Source organism: Bacterioplanoides sp. (assembly GCF_965219715.1).
In the GTDB taxonomy this organism is placed as follows: Bacteria; Pseudomonadota; Gammaproteobacteria; order Pseudomonadales; family Oceanobacteraceae; genus Bacterioplanoides.
On record NZ_OZ244785.1, the window covers coordinates 2,769,748 to 2,792,013 of the forward strand.

At 49.4% G+C, this 22,266-nt stretch carries 16 protein-coding genes; 7 read left to right on the forward strand and 9 right to left on the reverse strand.

All coding sequences use genetic code 11. The annotated features are described in order from the left end of the window. Positions 1–63: 63 nt before the first annotated feature. Positions 64–423 (forward strand): hypothetical protein, encoded by a 360-nt coding sequence (locus tag ACOQOZ_RS13145; RefSeq protein WP_420588605.1) that lies wholly within the window; start codon positions 64–66, stop codon positions 421–423. A 164-nt stretch (positions 424–587) separates the two neighbouring features. Next, entirely contained in the window at positions 588–1,538 is a 951-nt protein-coding gene (locus tag ACOQOZ_RS13150; protein WP_420588606.1) for a diguanylate cyclase, read from the forward strand. Positions 1,539–1,552: 14 nt separating this feature from the next. Here the strand turns inward: ACOQOZ_RS13150 and ACOQOZ_RS13155 are convergent, their stop codons facing one another. Then, positions 1,553–2,431, reverse strand: a complete 879-nt coding sequence (locus ACOQOZ_RS13155; protein WP_420588607.1) for a LysR family transcriptional regulator — start codon at positions 2,429–2,431, stop codon at positions 1,553–1,555. Between the two features lie 123 nt (positions 2,432–2,554). On the opposite strand from ACOQOZ_RS13155, the gene ACOQOZ_RS13160 reads away from it, so the two are divergent. Next, positions 2,555–3,229 (forward strand): type 1 glutamine amidotransferase domain-containing protein, encoded by a 675-nt coding sequence (locus tag ACOQOZ_RS13160; RefSeq protein WP_420588608.1) that lies wholly within the window; start codon positions 2,555–2,557, stop codon positions 3,227–3,229. A 90-nt stretch (positions 3,230–3,319) separates the two neighbouring features. Here ACOQOZ_RS13160 and ACOQOZ_RS13165 read toward each other — a convergent pair whose 3' ends face one another. From ACOQOZ_RS13165 to ilvA, 4 genes are all read right to left on the reverse strand, one after another. Continuing rightward, the gene (locus tag ACOQOZ_RS13165; protein ID WP_420588609.1) at positions 3,320–3,799 is read right to left on the reverse strand and encodes a DM13 domain-containing protein; all 480 of its coding nucleotides are present in this window, start codon (positions 3,797–3,799) and stop codon (positions 3,320–3,322) included. 19 nt (positions 3,800–3,818) lie between these two features. Next, a complete protein-coding gene (locus ACOQOZ_RS13170; protein WP_420588610.1) occupies positions 3,819–5,072 on the reverse strand; it encodes a threonine/serine ThrE exporter family protein in 1,254 nt (417 codons plus the stop codon). A 135-nt stretch (positions 5,073–5,207) separates the two neighbouring features. Then, a complete protein-coding gene (locus ACOQOZ_RS13175) occupies positions 5,208–5,954 on the reverse strand; it encodes a 1-acylglycerol-3-phosphate O-acyltransferase (protein ID WP_420588611.1) in 747 nt (248 codons plus the stop codon). Between the two features lie 224 nt (positions 5,955–6,178). After that, the gene (gene ilvA / locus ACOQOZ_RS13180; protein ID WP_420588612.1) at positions 6,179–7,708 is read right to left on the reverse strand and encodes a threonine ammonia-lyase, biosynthetic; all 1,530 of its coding nucleotides are present in this window, start codon (positions 7,706–7,708) and stop codon (positions 6,179–6,181) included. 118 nt (positions 7,709–7,826) lie between these two features. Between ilvA and rpiA the strand changes: the two genes are divergently transcribed. The 4 genes from rpiA to ACOQOZ_RS13200 all read left to right on the forward strand — a co-directional run bounded on the left by rpiA (position 7,827) and on the right by ACOQOZ_RS13200 (position 14,616). Then, positions 7,827–8,498 (forward strand): ribose-5-phosphate isomerase RpiA, encoded by a 672-nt coding sequence (rpiA, locus tag ACOQOZ_RS13185; RefSeq protein WP_420588613.1) that lies wholly within the window; start codon positions 7,827–7,829, stop codon positions 8,496–8,498. A gap of 142 nt (positions 8,499–8,640) precedes the next feature. Further along, on the forward strand, positions 8,641–11,472 hold the full coding sequence (locus tag ACOQOZ_RS13190; protein ID WP_420588614.1) for an intermembrane phospholipid transport protein YdbH family protein: 2,832 nt from the start codon (positions 8,641–8,643) through the stop codon (positions 11,470–11,472). Between the two features lie 696 nt (positions 11,473–12,168). Further along, positions 12,169–12,600, forward strand: coding sequence for a GFA family protein (locus ACOQOZ_RS13195; protein WP_420588615.1), 432 nt, complete (start codon positions 12,169–12,171; stop codon positions 12,598–12,600). 132 nt (positions 12,601–12,732) lie between these two features. Beyond that, a complete protein-coding gene (locus ACOQOZ_RS13200) occupies positions 12,733–14,616 on the forward strand; it encodes a diguanylate cyclase domain-containing protein (RefSeq protein ID WP_420588616.1) in 1,884 nt (627 codons plus the stop codon). A 68-nt stretch (positions 14,617–14,684) separates the two neighbouring features. On the opposite strand, the gene ACOQOZ_RS13205 is transcribed toward ACOQOZ_RS13200, so the two are convergent. From ACOQOZ_RS13205 to ACOQOZ_RS13220, 4 genes are all read right to left on the reverse strand, one after another. Next, a complete protein-coding gene (locus ACOQOZ_RS13205; protein ID WP_420588617.1) occupies positions 14,685–20,120 on the reverse strand; it encodes a hypothetical protein in 5,436 nt (1,811 codons plus the stop codon). Between the two features lie 195 nt (positions 20,121–20,315). Then, entirely contained in the window at positions 20,316–21,230 is a 915-nt protein-coding gene (locus tag ACOQOZ_RS13210) for an AgmX/PglI C-terminal domain-containing protein (protein ID WP_420588618.1), read from the reverse strand. Then, positions 21,227–21,754: an ExbD/TolR family protein gene (locus tag ACOQOZ_RS13215; RefSeq protein WP_420588619.1), complete on the reverse strand. Its 528-nt coding sequence runs from the start codon at positions 21,752–21,754 to the stop codon at positions 21,227–21,229. The genes ACOQOZ_RS13210 and ACOQOZ_RS13215 overlap by 4 nt, the downstream gene beginning before the upstream one ends. Then, entirely contained in the window at positions 21,754–22,263 is a 510-nt protein-coding gene (locus ACOQOZ_RS13220; RefSeq protein ID WP_420588620.1) for an ExbD/TolR family protein, read from the reverse strand. Before ACOQOZ_RS13220 ends, ACOQOZ_RS13215 begins: the two co-directional genes overlap by 1 nt. Between the last annotated feature and the right edge of the window lie 3 nt (positions 22,264–22,266).

Below are 22,266 nucleotides of genomic sequence, written 5' to 3' on the forward strand. Positions count from 1 at the left end.
ACCGCTGGCCTTTCGCGATACATAACGCTAGCCTGAACAGTAACAACTGCAGAGGACTGAGTGATGGCGTATCGCGAATTTGTTGGCGTTTATAACGCAGAAGGTTCACTACTGGGTGAAATTCGATATGTTGTTGGCAAACTGACCGGCACCCGCAGTTGCGCCCTGTGTGATATCAGCCATGTACTGGCAGCAGAAAAAGAGAGTTTCACCGCTTTTAAGGAAAACTTCCCCGCTCCTTTTTTTAATCGCCACCTGGATGAACTGGAAGCCGGGCAACTGGAACTGGCTAAAGATCGCGCGCCCTGCATTCTTGGGCTTGATGATGACGGCTGGCAGGTAGTGCTAACCCGGCAACATCTGGAGCAGTGTGATAAGTCTGTGAAGAAATTCAGAGAATTAATGTATTCATTATTGACATAATACCTCCAGAAACTTTTCTTGACCTCAACAAACGCCGCATAGGCTTATGGCAATATTTGTCGCAAAGCTTCTATATAGACCATTTTCTTATAAATAGTGCGCCTATAGCTTATTTCACCTAACCTGATCCGGTACAGGCGCTCTTACTGGACCTCGGTATTGTTATGACTGTTGTTGGCCGAAAGCTGGATCAAAAATTTCTATCCCACCTGCAAAGCACGATCGATACATCACCTGCCTGCATCATCATCGCAGAAGCTCCTGATGGAGAGATTATTTATATCAATGAATCCGTTGTGCGTTTTCGTGGCCAGACGGACTCTCGTTTGCTTGGCATACCCATTGAAGAATATATGCAATCATGGAAGGAATATTCCGAAGATGGTCAGCTACTTACAGGAGAGAAAATGCCGCTCGGTAGGGCTCTGGTTCATGGAGAAATTGTTGAAAATGAAATTGTGATTGTAGAACTGGACGATGGCCGAAAAAAATGGGCATTAGCCAGCGCTGCACCTGTATATGATGATGATAGCAATATCATTGCTGCTACCGTTATCTGGTATGACATAACGGCACAAAAAGAATTGGAACAACAGCTACAGCATCACGCCAGCTTCGACTTTCTGACCAGTGTTTATTCTCGCCGGAAGTTTCTGGAATTAGCTGAACGTTTGTTAGCACGCAGCGATAGCATGCCAATCGCCTGCCTGATGTTAGATGTCGACGATTTTAAAAAGATTAATGATACCCTCGGCCACGAGGTTGGCGACCAGGTGCTGGTTGAATTTTCGCAATTACTATCAAACATGATCCGTCCGAACGACCTATTGGGCCGCTATGGTGGCGACGAATTTCTTATACTGATGCCAGGAGTAGACAAATCGCAAATCAGAGGAATAGCCGAAACCATTAACCGCAATATCGGTAAGTCTTCGATAGACGTCAGAAATCATTCACTATCAATCACCACCAGTATCGGTGCCTACGCTCTTGATCAACACACCGCAACACCAGAGCTTTGCGAACTTTTTCAGTTCGTTGACGCAGCCCTGTATATGGCAAAGAAAAACGGAAAAAACTGCGTACATTGTTACATCAGCAATTACCTTGAATAACAAATGTTTTTCAATTACTCCTGCCAATCAGCAAAGTGCTGCAGCAGATAATTGATCGCCAGACGTGCTCGGGCTGGCAAAAAGCGACGATTCGGGTACACCACCCAGTTGTTAATTCCCTGATACCAATAGGGTTCAAGTACCGGTACCGCAAGCCCCTGATCCACCAGCGGTTGAAGGTTACGTCGTGGCATATACGCAATGCCCAAGCCACTTTTACAGGCATTCACTAGCGCGTGCTGATTGTTGGTATGAATACGGCCACTGACTTTGACCGACGTTGCTCTGTCTGCCAGCTGAAAGGTCCATTGATCGTTATTGTAAATACACTGATGCTGGCGTAGCTGATCCGGATGCTCCGGAGTACCGAATTGCTGCAGATAATCGTTACTCGCAACCGCCATCATTGATCTCTGCACCAGCTTCCTTGCCACCAGTCCAGAGTCCTGTAACTGGCCAAAACGAATGGCAAAATCAAAACCGCTCTCAACAAAGTTAACGATATGCGTATTAAAGTCGAGCTGTAACTTCAGCTCCGGATGCTGACGGGCAAACTCCATCAACGCCGGCATCACATAGGTTTCGGAAAACGTTCCGGCGAGACTGACACGTAACACACCGCTGAGTTGATACTGTTGCGATCCCAGTTGCTCATTGGCCTGTTGTAAGCCATTCAGTAACTCCCGGCACTGCTGATAATAGAGATTACCGGCTTCGGTCAGGCTCACCAAGCGAGTGGTTCGGGCCACCAATGCCGACCCCAGTCGTTGCTCGAGGCGGGAGACCTGACGGCTGACATGGCTGGTGCTGCAACCCAACTCTTGCGCTGCGGCAGAAAACCCCTGCTTTTCTGCGACGGCGACAAACTCAATAATTCCATCGAAGCTATCCACCGTTCCATTCCTCTACTTTTGCCAAACAGCAATAATGATTTGTCGATCTACCAGATTATAACCAGACCAGCAAAGCTTTAGCATAATCACCGTTAACGCATCTCCGCTAATGAGGCACCTGTTATGAAGAAAGTTCTGATTCCCGTTACTAACCACGCCACACTGGGCGATACCGATCAGGCCAACGGCACTTACTCGCCAGAGCTGACCCACGTTGTTGATTTGCTGAATAAGGCCAACATCGATTACGACATCATTTCGATCCAGGGTGGCAAAGCACCAATCTACGGTACCGATATTGAAAATGATCCGGTGAACGATCAGGTACTGGCTGACGACAACTTCAGCAACCGTATGAACAACACCATCCCGGCTTCCCAGATCAATATCGACGATTACGCTGCGATCTTCTATCCGGGTGGTTTTGGCCTGCTGTCTGATCTGGCAGAAAACAAACAAGTTGCTGACCTAGCCGCGTCACATTACGAAGCTGGCGGTATTCTGGCTGCGGTATGCCATGGTCCTGCGAGCCTGCTGCCAATCACCTTATCTAACGGCGAAAAACTGCTGGCAAGCAAATCGGTCACTGGTTTCACCCGTGAGGAAGAAGTGGATTACGGCACCATCAACGACATCCCGTTCCTGCTGGAAGAGTCGCTGGCACGCACAGCTGCTAAATACTCTAAGGTTCAGCCATGGGGCGAGTTTGTTATCGAAGACGAACGCGTTATTACGGGTCAGAACCCTTCCAGTGCCCACGCAGTTGGCGAAGCGCTGGTACGTTTATTAAACGCCTGAGCCCAGCATTAGCCTGATTGGCTGTATGCCAGATACAAAAAAGCCTGCATCAATGCAGGCTTTTTTTGTTGTAGAGAACGTACCCTGCCGTCAGGGCTTAAACTGCGCTGCCGAAATAAACTGGCCAAAGGTTTCACACCAGACAATGGCGGTGTTGTAGTTATCCAACGAGATATTCTGCTGCAACGGTAAAATAAACCGATCGAAGGTCTGCACATCACCGACCTGCACCATGTCGGATTTCAGACGATTAAAATCGGCTTCGGTTTCAACAAACTGTGGCGATAAATACAGCTTATAGTCTGGCCCTGGAGCCAGCTCACCTTCAAAGGCGATAAAACCATCACCCACACGTAACTTGCCTTCTCCCCAATGGAGGAAATCGCTGTCCTGCAGGTCTCGCTGAAACTCACCAATAAACTCGGTATGGGTAATTTTCTGCATCATTTCCAGATTGTCCGGTGACTTTGGCGCAATCAGAATGGGTAAGGCATAAATCCCTAAAGCAAAACCGATAAAACCAATACCCAAATGGCTGACAATCAGCAGTGGCCAGAAAAATCGTTTCATACATTCTCCGATCAGAAGATCATAAAGTTCGTCGCGGTGGCATTAATACGTTAGCAAAAATCAGCCCGGCAATCAGCGACATAAAAATCAAAAACACCTGGGAGCCAATCGCCACCTGGTTAAGCATCATTTCGCCGGAAATCATCGCATTTAAACCAATATAGGCTTTGCTGCCCGGCACCAGAATCACAATACCCTGCAGCAAAGCGATGGAAGCCGGGGCTTTCATCCAGCGCGCGTACAGGTTGGCATATACTCCGACCGCTAATGCTCCAAAAAAGATCCCGATGGAACTGGTGAAATACACCATCGCCAGCTCGGCGCAGGAATACGCAATCACACCCGCCAGTATTCCCCAGAATGCGTCTTTTAAACGCGCCCGGAAAATAAACACCAGACAGATGGATAAAATCGGTACCGCCAGCCAATGTGCAATTTCCGGCACCGAAGGCGGCGCGATATAGGCAACATCACCAAACAGCGCGCGCCCCAGAGTCATCCCCAGTACAGCGCCAAAATACAGCTTAAACAACAGCATCATGGCGTCCATCACCCGTGCCGTTCCGGAAATCAGATCGCGCGCTGCCAGTTCCGCCAAACCAATCGTCAGCGCCAGGCCCGGAATAAAAATAATAATGCCGGACAGAATCACCACCGGAATATTAATGCCGGGATCAAACACCGAAATAGCACACGCCCCCAGGGCACAAACAATGGCGGACAGTGGCTCCAGCATTTCCGCCATACGGCGGGAACGCTCTGCGATAAACACCAACCAGTAGACGATAAAACCAAACAGCCCGGACCAGATAACATCATTCCAGCTGGTCTCCATCAGCATGGCAAAGGCTGCGGCGGCGGCGGTAAATGAACCGCAAGTCAACGCCACACCGTAAGGGTTCGGGCGTGATTCAATATCGGCCAGGCGCTCAATCGCCTCCTGCAGATTACGTTCTCCGGAAGCCAGTTCGTCCACCAGCTTGTCACAACGGGCCAGAGAGCCGAGATCGAGTTCTCCGGGAGTTACCCGGGCAATATGGGTGTATTCCTGAGTATGAACACCGTTTGCTGCAGCACCTTGCGGATCCTCATCGTGATTCAGCACAAAGGTCATCGAAGTGGGCGATACCAGAAAATAACCTTCCAGACCCAGCTTGGCAGACACATTCTGCAGGTGAGCCTCCAGCCGATACGCCGGCGTACCGAACTTATGCAGCGCCTTGCCCAGCCGAATAATAAATTTCCGTTTATTTAAAAAATCATCGGCACTCAACGTGTATTCACCTTAAATTGCGTGTCATCAGTGTAGCTGGCTCAGGTAGATCAGGCCGTGCCAGCTTATTTCAGCCAGAAACAAAAAAAGCCAGGAACAAGTCCTGGCTTTTTAGCTTCCGGAGTTGTTTCAGGGTCAGGAATGATACGATACCTTGGGTTGGCTGCGGCGTGCGGCCAGTTCCATGTCCATCTCATCAATCGCATCGGCGACAATGGTGCGACACTTTTCAGCCAGCGCTTTCACATCATCTTCACCCAGACCGTCGGTTGGAATCGGATCGAGGAATTTCACCATGGCGGTACCGGCATGCAGACAGCTCAGATCAATATTCTTGTCGGATGACGAATAAATAATTGGCACAATCGGCAGCCCGGCTTCAATCGCCAGCGCAAAGGCACCGGATTTAAAAGGTAACAAACCACGACCACGGCTGCGGGTACCTTCCGGGAAGATATACACAGAACATTGCTTACGATTCACATCATCAGCCACTGCTGCCATGGTTTCCCAGGCTTTGGCACGGTTCTTTTTGTTGATGTAAATATTGCCCGCCAACCAGAACAATAAGCCAAAAATCGGCACGTATTTCAGCGTGCTTTTTCCCAGAATCGCCACATTGCCAGGAATCATCTCAGTGTAAACAAACACATCCTGGTTATTCTGGTGGTTCGAGATATAAACCGCTTGCTTTCCCTGCATTGGATTGTGATTGGCCTGCTCCAGACGAATGCCCAAGAGATGACGGCCCCAGCCGAGAATACGGGCGCAGTCGCGGGTATTATTCTGATGGAAAGGGCGAACGAAACAGACAACCAGACCGATAAAACAGGCCAGTAGAAAATAGCCGGTTAACAGAACGGCGCGAATATAAAACAGCATAAGATTCTTCTCATTATTATTCTGCAGAATCCATTCCGGTTTGGTGTTAATGGGGTTGTAACAATACTGCAATTATTTGATGTTAGCGGGGTTGGCGCAAGTTTTTCTGGCCAAAGCTGTTATTCCGTTAACGAAATAACCTGGCGAACTGCAGGCCAAAAGCAAAAAAGACAGGCAATAACCTGTCTTTTCTGTCAGAGCACCATCACTGGATGCGGCTGCAATCAGCGCAGGAACAGTTGGTAGGCTTCGTTATTGGTTTCATCCCAGAAGCGGTAACCCAACTCGTTCAGGTAGCCTTCCAGCTGCGGCACCTTATCTTCCGGCACCTGCAGACCAACCAGCACCCGACCAAACGCAGCGCCATGGTTACGATAATGGAACAGCGAGATATTAAAGCGCTTACCCAGCTTACGCAGGAAGTTCAGCAACGCGCCCGGACGCTCCGGGAATTCAAAGCGATACACACGCTCGTCATTTACCGCATCCGGCGCATGACCACCGACCATATGACGGATGTGGTACTTGGCAATTTCATTATCGGTAATATCCATTACCGGATAACCCTTCGACTGCAGCTCGTTTAACAGCTCCTGACGGGCATTACCTTCTGCGCCGACTTTTACACCAACATAGATGCGGGCCTTATCGTCATCGCCATAACGGTAGTTAAACTCGGTAATCGGGCGTTTGCCCAGCAGATTGCAGAACTGCTGGAAGCTGCCCGCCTGCTCCGGAATCGTCACCGCCAGAATCACTTCACGGCCTTCACCAATCTCGGCAACCTCCGAGATATAACGCAGACGGTCAAAGTTCACGTTAGCGCCACTCATGATGGCAACAAAGTTCTGCTCTTCGCAGCTTTCCTGCTCGACGTATTTCTTCATACCGGCAACCGCCAGCGCACCTGCGGGTTCACACACCGCACGGGTATCGTCGAAGATGTCTTTAATCGCTGCACAGATTTCGTCCGGCGTAACCGTAATACACTCATCGATATGGTCTTTACACACTTCCCAGGTGTTTTCACCAATCTGAGCCACCGCCACACCGTCGGCAAAGATGCCAACCTGATCGAGAATCACACGCTCGCCTTCGGCCATCGCCGCCGCCAGACAAGCCGATTCCGTGCTCTCCACCGAGATCACCTTAATTTCCGGGCGCAGCGCCTTAACATAAGCGGCAACACCGGCCGCCAGGCCACCACCACCAACCGGAACAAAAATCGCATCAACCGGCTGACGCATCTGACGCAGGATCTCCATGCCAATCGTGCCCTGACCAGCAATGGTCTCCGGGTCATCGTAAGGATGGATATAAGTCATGCCCTTTTCTTCAACCAGCTTTTGCGAGTACGCAAAGGCATCGTCAAAAGCGTCACCGTGTAACACCACCTTGGCACCACGTGCTTTTACCGACTGCACCTTAATTTCCGGTGTTGTCCGGGGCATTACGATGGTTGCTTTAATTCCCAGCTCTTTCGCGGCCAAGGCCAGTCCCTGGGCGTGGTTACCGGCAGAGGCAGCAACAACACCTGCGGCTTTTTCATCGTCACTGAGCTGCACAACCTTGTTGTAAGCACCGCGGATCTTGAACGAGTAAACCGGCTGTTCATCTTCACGCTTCAGCCAAATCTGGTTACCTAAACGCTCGCTGAGAAAAGGCGCATTATCCAGCGCAGATTCAATCGCGATGTCATAAACGCGGGCGCTGAGTATTTTCTTCAGATAATCGTTAAGCAATGGATTCGACATGAGATGGCCGTTTTACAGAATTTTTTAGTTACTTTTGCGGTTCGTGGGGCGCATTGTACCCCATCAACGCATATAATTCCCCGAAACCAACCCCGTTATTAGCCAAGAGCAAGACTAAATGAACCAGGACGAATTAAAACGCGCCGTCGGCGAAGCTGCTGCAGAATACATTCTGCCGAAACTGGAAAAAGACAGCATCGTTGGTGTTGGCACCGGCTCTACCGCCAACTGCTTTATTGATGCTCTGGCCAAATACAAGCATGACTTTGAAGCCGCAGTGGCCAGCTCCGAAGCATCAGCGCAACGTCTGAAAGATCATGGTATCGAAGTGTACGACCTGAATCAGGTTGCCGGTTTTGATTTCTATATCGACGGTGCCGATGAAATTAACCACAACCTGGAAATGATCAAAGGTGGTGGCGCCGCCCTGACGCGTGAAAAGATTGTTGCTGCCGTTGCCAAAGAGTTTGTCTGTGTGGCCGACGAAAGCAAACTGGTTGATACCATGGGTGAATTCCCACTGCCGGTTGAAGTGATTCCGATGGCTCGCTCTTATGTTGCCCGTGAACTGGTAAAACTCGGCGGTGACCCGGTATACCGCACCGGAGTTGTGACCGATAACGGTAACCATATCCTTGACGTTCACAACCTGCGTATTGCTTCACCGCTGGAGCTGGAAGAGAAAATCAACCAGATTACCGGTGTTGTTACTAACGGTTTATTTGCTCTGCGCCCGGCGAATGTTTTATTGCTGGGTACCCAGGACGGTGTAAAAACCATCACTAAATAAATAATTCGTTTGCACAAATACGGTTATTTTTAGCCGCCGCATCGGTGCCACATTCTGGTGGCCCGATGCCAATGCGACATCCCGTTGCTGCGATAAAACACAATCGTACTTATAAAAACTCATACGGTTGCAGGGAGGCCCGATGAAAAGCTGGGTTAAATCATTATTAATCGGACTTTGCATCACACTGGTCAGTTTATCTCTGCTGATTGTTTTCCTGCCAACCCTGCTGAAACCAGCCCTGAACCGCTGGCTACCGGATATTCTGCAAACAGCCGGTATTGAAAACGGTACCATCCGGGTTAGTCACTTCTCCTGGCAACGCCTTCATATCGAACAACTACAAATGCCATTATCTGATGGCAGCTTATTCGCCTTGCAGGATTTCAACCTGCGCTATTCACCGGCGGAAGTCATCCGTGGCCAACTGAAAAGTTTATCCATTCAGGAAGTGACATTATCACTGGCTGGAGACAGCGGTAAAAAGATTGCTGGTGTTGCAGCGGCCGGAGCCAAACACGCGGCTAATGAGACCTTAAAAGAAAACCCGCTTATAGAAATTCCAGCGTTTAAACAGTGGTTAACTCTGCCGCTGGAATCGCTCAATATTGCAAAAATTAATTTACAGCACCCGACGATCAGTGCTGGCCTTCAGGCTGAAGTTAATCCACAGCTATGGCGTGTATGGGGGGAAACCCAACTGGATAACAGCCCGCTGCCATGGCAATTGGAAATGCAGTTGCAGAACAGCGGCGATTTATTAATTCTGATATCTGAGAGTCAGCAATTACTGGCCCAGCTGCATGCCAATATCGAGCAGGACAACGCGGGCACAACCCGAATTAAACTGAATAATAATCTCGACCTGAAAGCACTCAGTCAGCGTCTGCTGTTGGATATTTCCGCGCAACTGCCATTAACCACCGCTGAGCTGGATGCAGATATTCGCTTACCCGCCAGCTTGCGTATTCCCCAGGGTATCGAAGTTCACAGTACGCTGACATTCAACAGCGAACAAACCCGATTGTTCACAGATAAAGAATCTGGTCAGCAGTTAAACTGGCTGTCGGGTTTCAGCAAACTGACACTGGATAAAAAACACGATCAGGGTCTGGATCTGACAGTATTTAATCAGCATCACCTGTCTTTGTTGAATGATCAGCAAGGTTACGAGATTCAACAATCATCGCAGCAACCGGCATTTATAGCGCAATGTGATCGTCGCTTCGAGCAGTGCTCCGCCAACGGTTTATTAAACTGGGAAGTCACCGCGCAGCAACAGCAACTCACAATGTCTCTATCACCAAAAGTAGAGTGGAAGCTCGCCACCGGACTAAGCGGTGTACTTAAACTGGATATGAGTGCAGACCAACAACAAGCATCGCTTCCCCAGGGTCAGTTAAACAGCAGTGGCCAGATTGAATTTGCTGCTGACGTTAACGGTAACTGGCGTCTGTGGTCGGCCAAAGGAATCAGCAACCGGTTAGCACTGCAAACACTTCAGTTGCCGGATGAAAATAAATCTGAAGGTGAAACGGCTTCCAACAAAAGCACCAAGAAAAATGCAGAAAAAAGCGTTGATTTTTCCGACATTCATTTAACACTACTGAACGATTTGTTGGTTGAGAACAACCAGGGAGAGTGGCATTTCAAACCACTGAATATCGGCCTGGGAGCATTGTCAATTAATGTTAAGCAGCAAAATAAAAAGCGCAGCACCGACATTGCTCAGCTAGAGATTGCCGACAGCAGTATTGCCTGTATTCCCGAAATTAAAGACCGTCAGGCCGAACGTCATATTAATAGCCTGTGCCAGTTAAGCCTGAACTTATCGCCATCACGCTTTGGGGAGTGGCCACTACCCGACGCTTCCCTGCAAGGGCCGTTAAATATTGCACTAACAACTTCAGACAGCGACCCGGCAAACCTTGCTATTAACGCTGAGCTGAATCTGCTGGCTGCCAACCAACAGCTCAAACTGCGTTCCAAGCTGCAGCATCAGCAAGCCGGGAAGGAGCAGCAGGGTTCGTTGCAATGGCATATGAATGATGTGCCCCTTAACTGGGATAGTCTCAATCTCAGCGAAATGACAACGCTGACTCAGATGCAACTGCTCGACGGTGCGTTATCGGGTCAGGGCTGGATTGACTGGCAACAACAAGGCGACCAGCCATTACAGATTAAACCGGATTTAACCCTGCGTTTTGACAACGTCAGCGCAACCTATGATAACTCGCTGTCACTGGAAAAATGGCGCGGTTTATTTGCCGTACGGCGCCCGATTGATTTCTCCAGTAACCTGCCCGGCGACTTTATTGTTGATGCGCAAGTGGCCGGTGACAGCCTGAACAGCGGGGTTAAACTTTCGAATATTCTGGCACGCAGCCAGACGAAAATTCCGGCAGACTTTTCTTCAGCACTGATCGAAGTGTATGAGATGCATACCAATGTACTTGGCGGCCGGGTTCATACGCCTTTAATACGGTTTGATACCAGTAAAGAGATCAACGCGTTTGGCATCGAAGTCGAAAATATTCAGTTAAGTGAATTAGCTAAGCTGGAGCCGAATGCTGAGATATCCGCGACCGGTGTACTCGACGGCGTTCTGCCCATTGTTTTAACCCAGGAAGGGCCACAAGTGCCCGGCGGTACGTTATTCGCTCGTGCTCCGGGTGGCATTATTCAATACAACAATTCCACCAGCCAGGCACTCAAAGCTTCTGACCAAACGGTTGGTCTGGCGCTGCAATTGCTGGAGAACTTTCATTACGACCAGCTGGAATCCGGTGTTGAATATCAGCCCGATGGTCAGCTGAATCTGGCGTTGCAATTCCAGGGTCATAACCCTGGCTTCTTTGATGGTCAGGCAACTCACCTGAATGTGAATCTCGACTACAACCTGCTGGATTTACTCGAAAGCCTGCGGGTAACCAACGACCTGATTCAGAAAGTCGAAGATAAATATCAGCTGTAATCTGAATCCGGGGTCTGGAATCCGGATTCCATTGCTGCCAAAGCCGACATCAACAATCCTTTTTTATTAGTCAAAAAGGTGCAATGTCCATTTATCTTCGTTTTCGATACATTCTTTGCTATAACCACGGTTTCCACCAGTTAACTTATAAAATGGATGAACCAAATGGAGTTATAAATGCTAATAGAATTTATCAAAGTGGCAGACCACCGAATACGGAAAGACGTTATATCGTCTTACGGCATCAGTCCTGAAGAGGTTAAAGACTCACTCAATCACGAAAGGACCTTATATATAAAAACGGAACAAAATCTCTACAACTTCCGGAAATCGGAACTGGATATTAATGAGACCATCAAACAACTCGATCGACTGTTATTATTTTCGCGCTGAATCTAACAATTAAAACATCAGCTTTACCTGTGAAAAAATAATGTTTCCTTTTGCCTGGAAAACCCTGAAATTTTATTTTCAAACCCCATCTTGAATAATCAAGAAGACAAACATCAAGGTTTAAAAAACCGCCAGATAATGCCACCAGCGGTTGCACGGCCCTACACTTTTACTAACCGTTTTGAAACCCGCTTCGCCCGTCGCATTACATTTGCCATTCTCACTCGCAAACGTTTCTCTGCTGACAGCTGCTGTCACTTCCAGTATGTTCAGATGATGTTTTCAGAATCAGGGAGACTCTTTATGAACAACAATCAGAAAATCGCAATGCAAGGAAACTGCCTGTGTGGATCAGTCACTGTCGCAGCCAGCCAGGTCAGTACCGGAGTTGGTGCCTGTCATTGCAATATGTGCCGCCAATGGGGCGGAGGTCCGTTTCTGGCGGTTGATGCCGGATCGGAAGTGAGTTTCACAGGCGACGATCATATTGGCATCTTTAATTCATCGGAGTGGGCCGAACGTGGTTTCTGCAAAAGTTGCGGTACCCACCTGTTCTACCGTTTAAAGCAAAACCAGCAACATATTATGCCTGTGGGATTGTTTCAGGAAGGCGATCAACTCGTTCTTGACCATCAGGTATTTATTGATGAAAGACCGGGGTTCTACTGCTTCTCACAAAACACTAAGGATATGACCGGTGCAGAAGTCTTTGCCATGTTTGGTAGCACCTCCTGACCCTCTACCATACAGAGCAAACTCTCCGGGAGTAAGGCTCCCGGCTGAAACCTGCGACCTGATTCAGGCCAATACACCGCCATTCAACATTCTCTGCCTATACTGCAAATATGTTGTGTGCAGGGACTTCAGATGCTCAAACTTCGTTCGCCAAGCCCATCCGGATGGATGTATTCACCGTTATTACCATGGCTGGCTGGCATTCTTCTCACCGCAATGTCATTTGTTCTCTGGTTCAGCGTTTACCAGCGTGAACAGGCGTTTCTCGAACACACCTTACAGCAGCACTCAGAACGGATTGTGGTTGCCATTCGCCATGATATTAATAAACGGATTCAGGCCGTGCAGCGGCTCGCAGATCGCTGGCAATTACGCGGCGGTACGCCAAGACCAGAGTTCTACGCCGATGCAACAAATTACGTCATCGATGATATTGGCTATCAGGCAATCGACTGGGTGGATGAAAGCTATCACGTTCGCTGGGTTGTGCCGGAAAAAGGTAATGAAGCAGCAATTAATCTCGACTTAGCATTTGAAGAGCGACGTCTGCGAGCTCTGGAACGAGCAAAAAAGAAGAATGCACCAACACTCAGCTCCCCGATTCAATTGGTTCAGGGCGGCACCGGCGTATTAATCTATTTCCCTTTGTATGTACAAAAAGAATTTAATGGTTTTGTGCTTGCGGTTCTGAACACGGACAGCTGGCTGGAAAACCTGCTGCACAATCACAAATTGCACGACCAGAATCTGCAAAATCCGAAATCGGATCAACGCAATGATGACTTATTGATTCAGGTATTATTTGAGGATGATGTTGTTTTTCGTGACAAAGGTTTTGATACCAGGCTTAAGTCTCAGGCATTCAGCTCAGCGCAGTTTTTTATGGCGCACCAGGTATCGGCGTTTATTCAACCGACACCGGAATTTTATCGTTCTCATAAATCATACGCTGCAGAAGTAGCATTAATTTCTGGTCTGCTTTTTACGGTGATACTCAGTCTGATGGTCAGGCTCTACCAGAAAGTCAGCCGCGCTAAAGTGTTAGCTGCAAGCAATCTGCAGATCCTCAAAGCTGAAATGTCACAACGCCAGGAGGCCGAAAAAAGCCTGGCATTACATATGGAACGGTTAAATCATATTCTTGAGGGAACCAACGTCGGCAGCTGGGAATGGAACGTTCAGACCGGAGAAACGGTGTTTAATCAGCGCTGGGCAGAGATCATTGGTTACTCCCTTGAAGAGCTACAGCCGGTCTCTATCGACACCTGGATGAGCTATGCCCACCCGGACGATCTGGAAAAATCGGGCGAGCTGCTGGAGCAACATTTTAACGGCGAGCTGGAATTCTACGACACCGAAGCACGCATGAAGCATAAAGATGGTCATTGGGTGTGGGTACACGACCGGGGCAAGGTGTATAGCTGGACCGCAGATGGCAAGCCCGAATGGATGGCCGGCACTCATCAGGAAATTACTGAACGCAAACAAGCCGAAGAAAAAATCAAACACCTGGCTAACCATGATGCGCTTACCGGTTTACCAACACTCAGGCTGGCTAAAGACCGAATTAAAATGGCCATCAATATGGCGCAACGGGAGAAAAAACAGGTCGCTGTTTTATTTGTAGATCTTGATGGTTTTAAAGCCGTTAACGATACCTATGGCCACGAGGCCGGTGATTCATTGCTAAAAGCCGTGGGCGATAATCTCCGCACCTGTGTGCGTACGATGGATACAGTTGCGCGCATTGGTGGTGATGAATTTTTAGTGATTCTCACCAATATCAATCAGCGTCATGAAGTGGAAGAAATCTCAACCAAATTAATTGCAGCGGTTGGTGTATTGTCCGGAATTTTTGACTGTCAGGAAGCCGATATTCAGTTGGGTGCTAGCATTGGTATTTCCATGTATTCCGACGATGGAGATGATATTAAACAATTAATCGCCAACGCAGATAAGGCGATGTATCAGGTCAAAGCGGCGGGAAAAAACAGTTTCCGCTTTTACTCTGATTAAAAGTCGTAACAAAAAAAAATGCCCCGTTTGAGTGAACAAACGGGGCATTTTTTATGGCAATAAAGGGGTTAACGTTTTGCGCCCTGATCCAGCCATTCGGCAACCAAACGCAGCTCCGCAGCCGATAACAGCCCTTTATAACGTTCACGCTGTTCTTCGCTCAGTTCCAGTGGACGGAAGTAGCTGTGATCATCGTCACTATCGTTATCAAACAGGTTGAAGAAGTTGGCACTCAGTACCGCGCCATCCTTATTCATCAGCGCCCGGGAATAACAGGTGAAACAGTCATTCGCAGGTTCTGTCATCGGTGGCGCCAGATTACGACGACAGCTGGCCGGATTAACGCGGCTGTATTGATTCAGCAGGAACATAAATGGCGCACCTTCGCTGAACAACTCATCGTAGGTAATCATCGAACCATCGGCGCTGCCGTAGGTCAGCAAGGTCAATTCGGTAAAGACATGATTAACCTTCTCCAGCACCGGTACGATATGTTCCTCATAGCGAATATCAATCACACAACCCTGTTGCCAATCACTTTCACAAGCAGCGCTGACTGGTTTTTCTGTGCTCAGCTGGCTTAACTCTACAGCAACAGAATCTGCGTTATTGGCCGTCCATGGATTGTTATAAATCAGATCCATGGTCAGCTGAGTACTGGCCGGATTATGACGTGCCAGAGTCTGCGCCATGGTTTCACCCACTTCTGCCGTTAAACCCGTGGTTACACCTGGCCAGTTGCTGGATGTCGCTCCGGAGTGAGCACCCACATTACCTTCGTACGGGCGCAGATCACCGCTGTTACGGAAACCAATAAATTGTTGGTTTTCACCCTCTACGGCTCGGGCATAAAAGTCACCGCGGGCGAAGTTCTGATACGGGAAGTCGCTGCCGTCCATTTCATTCAGCGCTTTACCGTAGCGGTTAACCACTTCCAGAGTGACACGTACACCCGCCGGTGCTTCGAACAACACCGAACCATCCGGCTGGATTGGGCTGTAGCCAATGATGTCGAACTGTTCATTGCCTTCCGCTTTTTCGGCCAGTACCCGCACAAAGCGTTCGCTGCGCAGCGACATCGGCGACACCGTTGGGTTTGCCAATGTCGCAATTCCCGCGGCACTCTGATCACTCAGGCCTTTGGCGTAAACCGAGCGCAGATGAACCAGAGCCGCATTGTCTGCAGTGGAATCATCTTTGATATCGATATTCAGGCTGACCTGAACCTGGTTGCGGCTGACAGGGCGAACTGATGCATCACCACCCGCCTGATCATCCTTATCGATATCCTGGTTGCTCAAAGTCAGGGTCAGGTTAAAGTCGCCCTGATAATCGTCAGCCAGATTAATCTGCAGCTGATCTGTAACCGGGTTTTCCAGGCGCCAGCGGTTGTCTGCCAGCAATGCTGCATCGGTCACAATCGCGGTTGCCGGTAAACCGGACAAAGTCAGATCAACAAATGTCTCACTGCCATCGGTATCCGCCAGCGCGCGACTCAGGCCAATTTTTACCTGTTTTGGCTGTTCGTCATTGCGGGCTAACACTTGAGCATTCAGCGCCGGAGTATCAGCAACAGCGAGTATCACAACATTGATCACACCACTGTAATTACGACTGTGATCATCTGCATTGCCCGGGCCATTTTCGTTAACAAAGGTGGCTTCGGTTGGCAGCGTCAGATCGTCACCCGAATGGGCAATGGGTGTCAGCCTCAGGCTGGTCAAATCAGCCGCAGCAACCTGCCAGCGACCAGAACCCAAGTCGGTTGCCGGTGCCAGTTGTGTACCGGCGGGAACCTGGCTGATCACCACTTGTGTCAGCTGATCAAACCCTTTGATCGCGTTGCTATCAAAAGCAAAATTCAGGCTTTGATCTTCGTTAATCTGATAATCGCCACTGATCGCCTGACCGTTTGCCTCATTGGGCAGATCCGCAGTGACAATGGCAATGGTGGTTTCAGCCTGACGAGTGCTGATTGCACGAGGGTTGTTGCCATCGGCAGTCTGATCATCGCTGTCGATATCCTGATTCACCACGGTCAGCTTGAGATTGAAGTTCTCACGATGATCGGCGTGCAGGTTAATCTCTGCATTCGTAGCATTACTATCGTTCAGCAGCCAGCCATTCGCTTGCTGAGTTGCACCAACAACCGTGGCCTGGGAAGGTACCTGACTTAACAACACAGATTTCAGGCTTTCGCTGCCGTCGGCATCCGGGTTAGTGACACGGAAGCTGATCCGCACCTGATTCGGTTGCTCGTCGTTATTCGCCAGTTGCTCTGCAGTCAGTGTGAGATTATCGGCAACGGCATACACAGTAACCCGAATCTCGCCGCTAAAACTGAGGCTACGATCATCGTCTGCACCCGGACCATTAAGTTCGGTAAAGGTTGCCTGTGTGGTTAATACAAAGTCGTTACCACTGTGTTCCGGCAAGTTCAGTTCTGCGTTGGCCAGTTGTGCTGCGGTCAGTCGCCATTGGCCATTATTCAGATTCTGCCCCTGCGACAGACTGGCTCCGGTCGGCAGGTTGCCAATCACAACCTGCTGTAACTGGTCGCCTCCGGTCAGAGCAGAAACATCAATGCCGAGAGCAACAGACTGATCTTCGTTGCTGGTCAGATTTGCATTAATTGCCTGGCCGCTTGGATCCTGCGGCAGAGGCGTCAGTTTGATCGCCAGACTGGCTTCGCTCTGACTGATACTGATCGGACGTTGAGAAGCGTCACCACCGGCCTGATCGTCATTATCAACATCGCTGTTTTGCAGACGAGCCAGCAGCGTGAAAGCATCGCGTTGCTGTTGTGCCAGGCGAATGGTCAGCGATTGTGACTGTGGATTATTCAGAGTCCAGACATCACCTTGCTTGGTGGCATTATCGACCGTCGCCAGAGAAGGCAGTTGTAGCAACTCAATACGATCAATGGTTTCGCTGTTATCGCTATCGTTCAGAGTGGCTGTCAGAGCAACCTGAACAACATAGTCATCGCCAGATGGCTGTTGGCTCAGCTCCAGATCAGCCTGATCAGCAACCGCCTGCACCGCAAGTTTTAGCTGGCCATTATGTTGCTGACTGGTTTCACCTTTGGTGAACGACGCAGTGGTTTTGAGGCTCAGATCGACGCTGCTGTCACTGGCAGGCAGAACAATCAGCTGGCTCAGCTGAGCGGCGCTCACCTGCCACATACCTTCACCCAAATCAGTTGCCGGAGTGATGCTGGTACCGGCCGGAACAGGACCAACCGTCACAGACTGCAGCTGAGCGAAGTCTTTGATTGTGCTTGTATCAATCGCCAGGGTAATGGCCTGATCTTCCTGAGTAACGGCTGAGACAGAAATCGCCTGTCCCAGTGTCGGAGTGGTGCCATTGCCGCCATCGCCGCCATCGCCGCCATCACCGCCATCACCGCCATCACCGCCATCACCGCCATCACCGCCATCACCGCCATCACCGCCATCACCGCCATTGTTCACGGTCAGGCTAATGGCAGCACTAACACTTTGCTGACTAATTGGTCGTGCATTATCGGCGCCGGCCTGCTGATCATCGGCATCAATATCGTTCACGGTGAGTTCAACCGTGATGCTGAAGTTGTCTTTCTGTTCCGCTGCCAGATTAAGCAGAATTTCTGTCTGGCTCGGGTCACTCAATACCCAGCCACCGTTATTCTCGCTGGCATTGGCTACGCTGGAGCCTGCAGGTACACCGGTTACGCGAACACCTTCAATCGATTCGCTGCCGTCACTGTCGGCCAGTGTGGTGGCAAGTTTCACTTTCAGCAGACGGTTATTATCGCTTGTCTGCTGCGACAGGCTGAGTGCTGGTTTATCCGCCACAGCGTGCACAGCAATCTTAATATTGCCGTTAAAGCTCAGGCTACGGTCGTCAGCACTGCCTTCCAGATTAAATTCGGTATACGTTGCCGTCGTGGTTAACGACACATCTGCAGCAGAATCTGCCGCCGGTACAAAACTCAGCGACCCCAGCTGTTGTGGATTCACCAGCCAGTCGCCATTGTCCAGTCGGGTTGCTGGCTGCAGTTTGGCACCGGTAGGGAGTGCAGAAATAGTTAACGAGGTCAGCTGATCCAGACCGACCAGTGTTTGGCTGGTCAGGTTCAGCGCAACCGCCTGATCTTCGTTGGTCGTCAGCTGAGCTGAAATAGCCTGGCCCGCAGGATCCTTGGGCACAAACGGTGGCTCAATCGGCTTGCCAGGAGGCAGTGTTTCGAACGGTAAGCCTTTATTTTGATTGGGGTAACCCAACACAACTTCGCTGTATATGCGGTCGCGTTTAGCCCGCAACACGGGGCGGCGGGAGTTTTCATTAGCGTCGAATACCCAGATACCGTAACGCGGTTCCACACCATCCAGATTTTCACCGGTTTCACAACGACGCGCTGCTCCACCATCAGTTTTCAGACATTGTGACCAGCTCACCAGCATACGGCTGGTGCCATCGCGATATGGCCAGAAAGCGCTGTACCAACCATTGGTGCTCACCTGATTGGTGCTTGCTGTGGTGGTGTCGGAAGTCAGCGAACGACTGCGCAGTTCCTGATACACAGCGCTGGCATCGGCAGCCGTGTCTTGGGCGGCGACCGACTTACCCGATGTGCTGGCAGAAGATCCCAGCAGCTCAATAATCTGGCCACCACCCATGGGGGAATTCTGAGCGCCGGACAACGCCATCAACCGGCCACTACGACCCTGAACCAGTGCCGACAACTGTTGTTGTGGCAGAGATAACTGTTTAGTCAGTGGCTGTAATGTCTGACCAGATGCACTGATCTGCATCAGCTGACTATTGTTGTTGGCAGCTGTGTCCGTCGAAAAAGCGCTTAACTGTCGGGCAGAGGATTCGCGAGTGAAAACCACGTCGCCGCTTCCCAGGGCAGCGGCCTGAATATCCTGTTGCTGTTCGCCGCTGGTGATCGGCTGTAATGCTGAGCCATCACGTTCAATGGCAAATAACAGAGTATTGTTGGAGGTATCGTCCTGACCTTGGGTTGGCCGGTCAGAAGAGAAAACAATTTGTTCGTTGCTATAAACCGGTGCAGTGTCGTTACCGGCTTCAGCAATATCGTCATCACGAATAATGCGTTGCAGCTGCTGCTGTTCAAACGAGTATTCGTAAATATTCCAGCTTTGATCCTGATCACTGCGGGCGCTGAACAGCAGGAATTTACCGTCGTTAGAAACCGTCAGATCTTTCACATCGTAATTCTGACCGGCAAAAACGGAATCGAGAATCTGTTGTTCACTGGCTTCGGAACTTAATGCCGGACGCACCACCAGTTTGGCACCGGGATAATATTCTTCAGGGGCGGATGCATCACGAAATACCGCATCACCGTCACGGTACACATAAGCAAACGGAGTATTGGAAGCAATCACCGCTTCCTGATCCGTTGAGCCTTCGGAAGTTATTTCGTTGTTACAGGCGGTCAGTGTTAAAGGCACCAACATCGCCAACAGATTCTTGTGCATCGTTATTTTTTTCACAGCTACATACCTCGACGCATTCTGGCTAACCCGCTAGCGGTCAGACTTATGTTAAAAAGCCGACAACAAGCGGTAGCATACTAACCTTTTGTCGATTAATTATGTGACGCAGGTTAAAGACTTATCCTGTTTCCCCCTCAGGATTCGTCGGGTATCAGTTCAACACAGCCATAGAAATATCAATATGGCGCTTTATTACGAAGGAACGAAGGTGAATGTGTATTGGACCGCCGTTGCAATAACGTCTTGTTGACCAAAACTTATACGGCGTATTTTATCCAACATCTGACTCTCAAGAGCCTTATTATTTAGTTCGCTGCTTTTAATTTTCAGTCCGGTGACTTCACCATTAGGTGAAATCGTGAACTCAAAAATAAAGCGGCCATTCAATTCCGGATTAACTCTTAACGCTTTGGTATAAAGCGCATAAACCGATCCTTTATGTCGCTCAAGTGTGCGACGGATGCTTTGCATATCTCGTCGGCTTTCCTGTTTCGGATCGAGATATTCATCTTCCGTTGGCAGTTCAATTGGCATAATCGGGCTGTCGATTTCTCCGGATTCATGCCCGGCTAACTGTACGCCCTGGGTATTCACCGTTAATTCACTGCTGGCCAAACCACTACTGGTGGTCACCGCATTTTTTTGTCCCAATAACGAACGGCTGCTTTTTTGCACTTTGCCGCTTTTCGCCACCAGTACATTTTTCTTCTGGCGTTTCACACTGTTAGCACTGCTGCGTAACGCGTTTAATTGTTGCGTTAATGCCTGCAGATTCGGACGTGAATCGGGTGCTCCTGCCTTTTGTGTTTCTTTCGCCGCTTTTGGTTTTATCTTCGGGGCCTTCGGCTTAACCGGCTCCGGATCAGGCTGCGGAATTGGCTCCGGCTCTGGCTGATCGAGCATCAAACGCGTGACAACTTTTTTCTCGATTTCTTTTTCCGGGGTTAAATCCGGCAATAAAGGCATCACCAGCATAAAAGCCATAAACGGAATAACGATACGCTGGGCCAGCTTTTTAAAACGGCTGGCCTGCTGTTCATCTTCGTGCCAGGGCAGGACAACGTCGAGTGCCAAATGGTCGAGTGGTTTTGCGCTTAAATCAGTCATTCGCTCGCCACCTGTGCCGGTCCGCTGGATACCGATACCACGCCTTCAACCACCTGATTAACCGCAAGCGCAATATCGCGAAAGTTTTGCTGTGAACAGCTGGCCATCACGCTGCGCAGGATGGCATACGGAATTTCCTGGTCGCCAAGAATGGTAACGGAGCGGCCGTATTGTTTTTCGAAGTCACTTAACTCGCCACGCTCTTCGGCTTTTTCTTTCAGCACGTCCATCAGCTGATCCACGGCCTTACCATCAGCAGCGATCACTGCATCAATGGATACCACAGGCATATCGTCGATCTGAATGTCGTTATTAGTCACTGTGATTAATAAATCATTGGTGAACGAGCTCTTGGCCTGAGAATCCGGCAGTGTAATAAACTTGGCACTTTCTATTTCCTGACTGTCACCACTGTTCATTAGCAGGAAGAAAACCAGAATGGTGAAGATGTCCATCAGTGACACCAGGTTTAATCCCATGCTTTTTTTCTTGTCCGGACGTTTATATAAAGAAGTACCCTGCATTATGACTTCGCCTTCTTTTTATCGGTGACGTCACCCAGAGATATTTCCGGAAACAATTCAACTTCAGCCAGATCAGCGGCAATCACCGTTTGATAAGACTTAACGGTGTCCATGGTGTTGATCAGAGTCTGATATTCGAGATCTTTACCCACCATAATTAACGCATCGCGTTTATCGCTGACCTTTTTCTTTACCTCACGCAGTACCAGCGACAAGGTGTCAAAGTCATACTGACCCGCTTCAGTTTTAGGAATGTCTTTTACCAATGAACCGGCCGGGAAATACACCGCCATACCACTGTCACGAACAACAACTTCGAGCTGTGACTGATCCAGTGATGTACTGCCACTGCCACCGGATAATTCCGGCAGGTTAATTTCCATCACCGTAATTTTGGTAAAGGTCATACTCATCAGCAGCACGGGTACCAGCACAATCATCAGATTCATAAAGCTGGTTACATCGATTTCAGCGGCGTCAGTTTCTAACCGTTTTATTTTAAAGCTCATGGG